This window comes from Vibrio aquaticus (assembly GCF_003970385.1).
Classification (GTDB): domain Bacteria; phylum Pseudomonadota; class Gammaproteobacteria; order Enterobacterales; family Vibrionaceae; genus Vibrio; species Vibrio aquaticus.
The window spans coordinates 1-408 of the sequence record NZ_RXZH01000172.1; the positions used below are offsets into that span (position 1 = coordinate 1).

Annotated in this window: 1 protein-coding gene; it reads right to left on the reverse strand. The window is 40.7% G+C overall.

The genetic code is table 11. The features are described from left to right. On the reverse strand, positions 1-183 hold a 183-nt coding region (locus EJ063_RS21975), incomplete at its 3' end, for a hypothetical protein (protein WP_208640401.1). Positions 184-408 lie beyond the last annotated feature (225 nt).

A 408-nucleotide genomic window follows, 5' to 3' on the forward strand; every position in this document is an offset into this window, starting at 1 on the left:
GTGGTGTCTGTTGATTGTGTTGTTTGTTAGTGTTTGAGAGAGGTTATTTTGTTGAGTGTAGTTGTGCAGTTGTTCTTGTTCCTGAAAGCGCAGAGACGCACTAGCGTTGTCTGTCGTCGCATTGGGAACAACAGAGAAGGATGATTCCATATAGTGGGTGAGATGGCAATGATGCTGTTTCAATGTGGGATCGTACAGTTGTATGGCGAATGATGAATTGAAGTGATAATGTAATGTGGTATTGATGATTGTTTGTGTTTCTAGCGACGTGTTTGTTTGCGTGATAAGTGTAAGAGCGTTTAGTTTATTGTGTGTGTGTGTGTGTGTGAATGACGTGGTGTCTGTTGATTGTGTTGTTTGTTAGTGTTTGAGAGAGGTTATTTTGTTGAGTGTAGTTGTGCAGTTGTT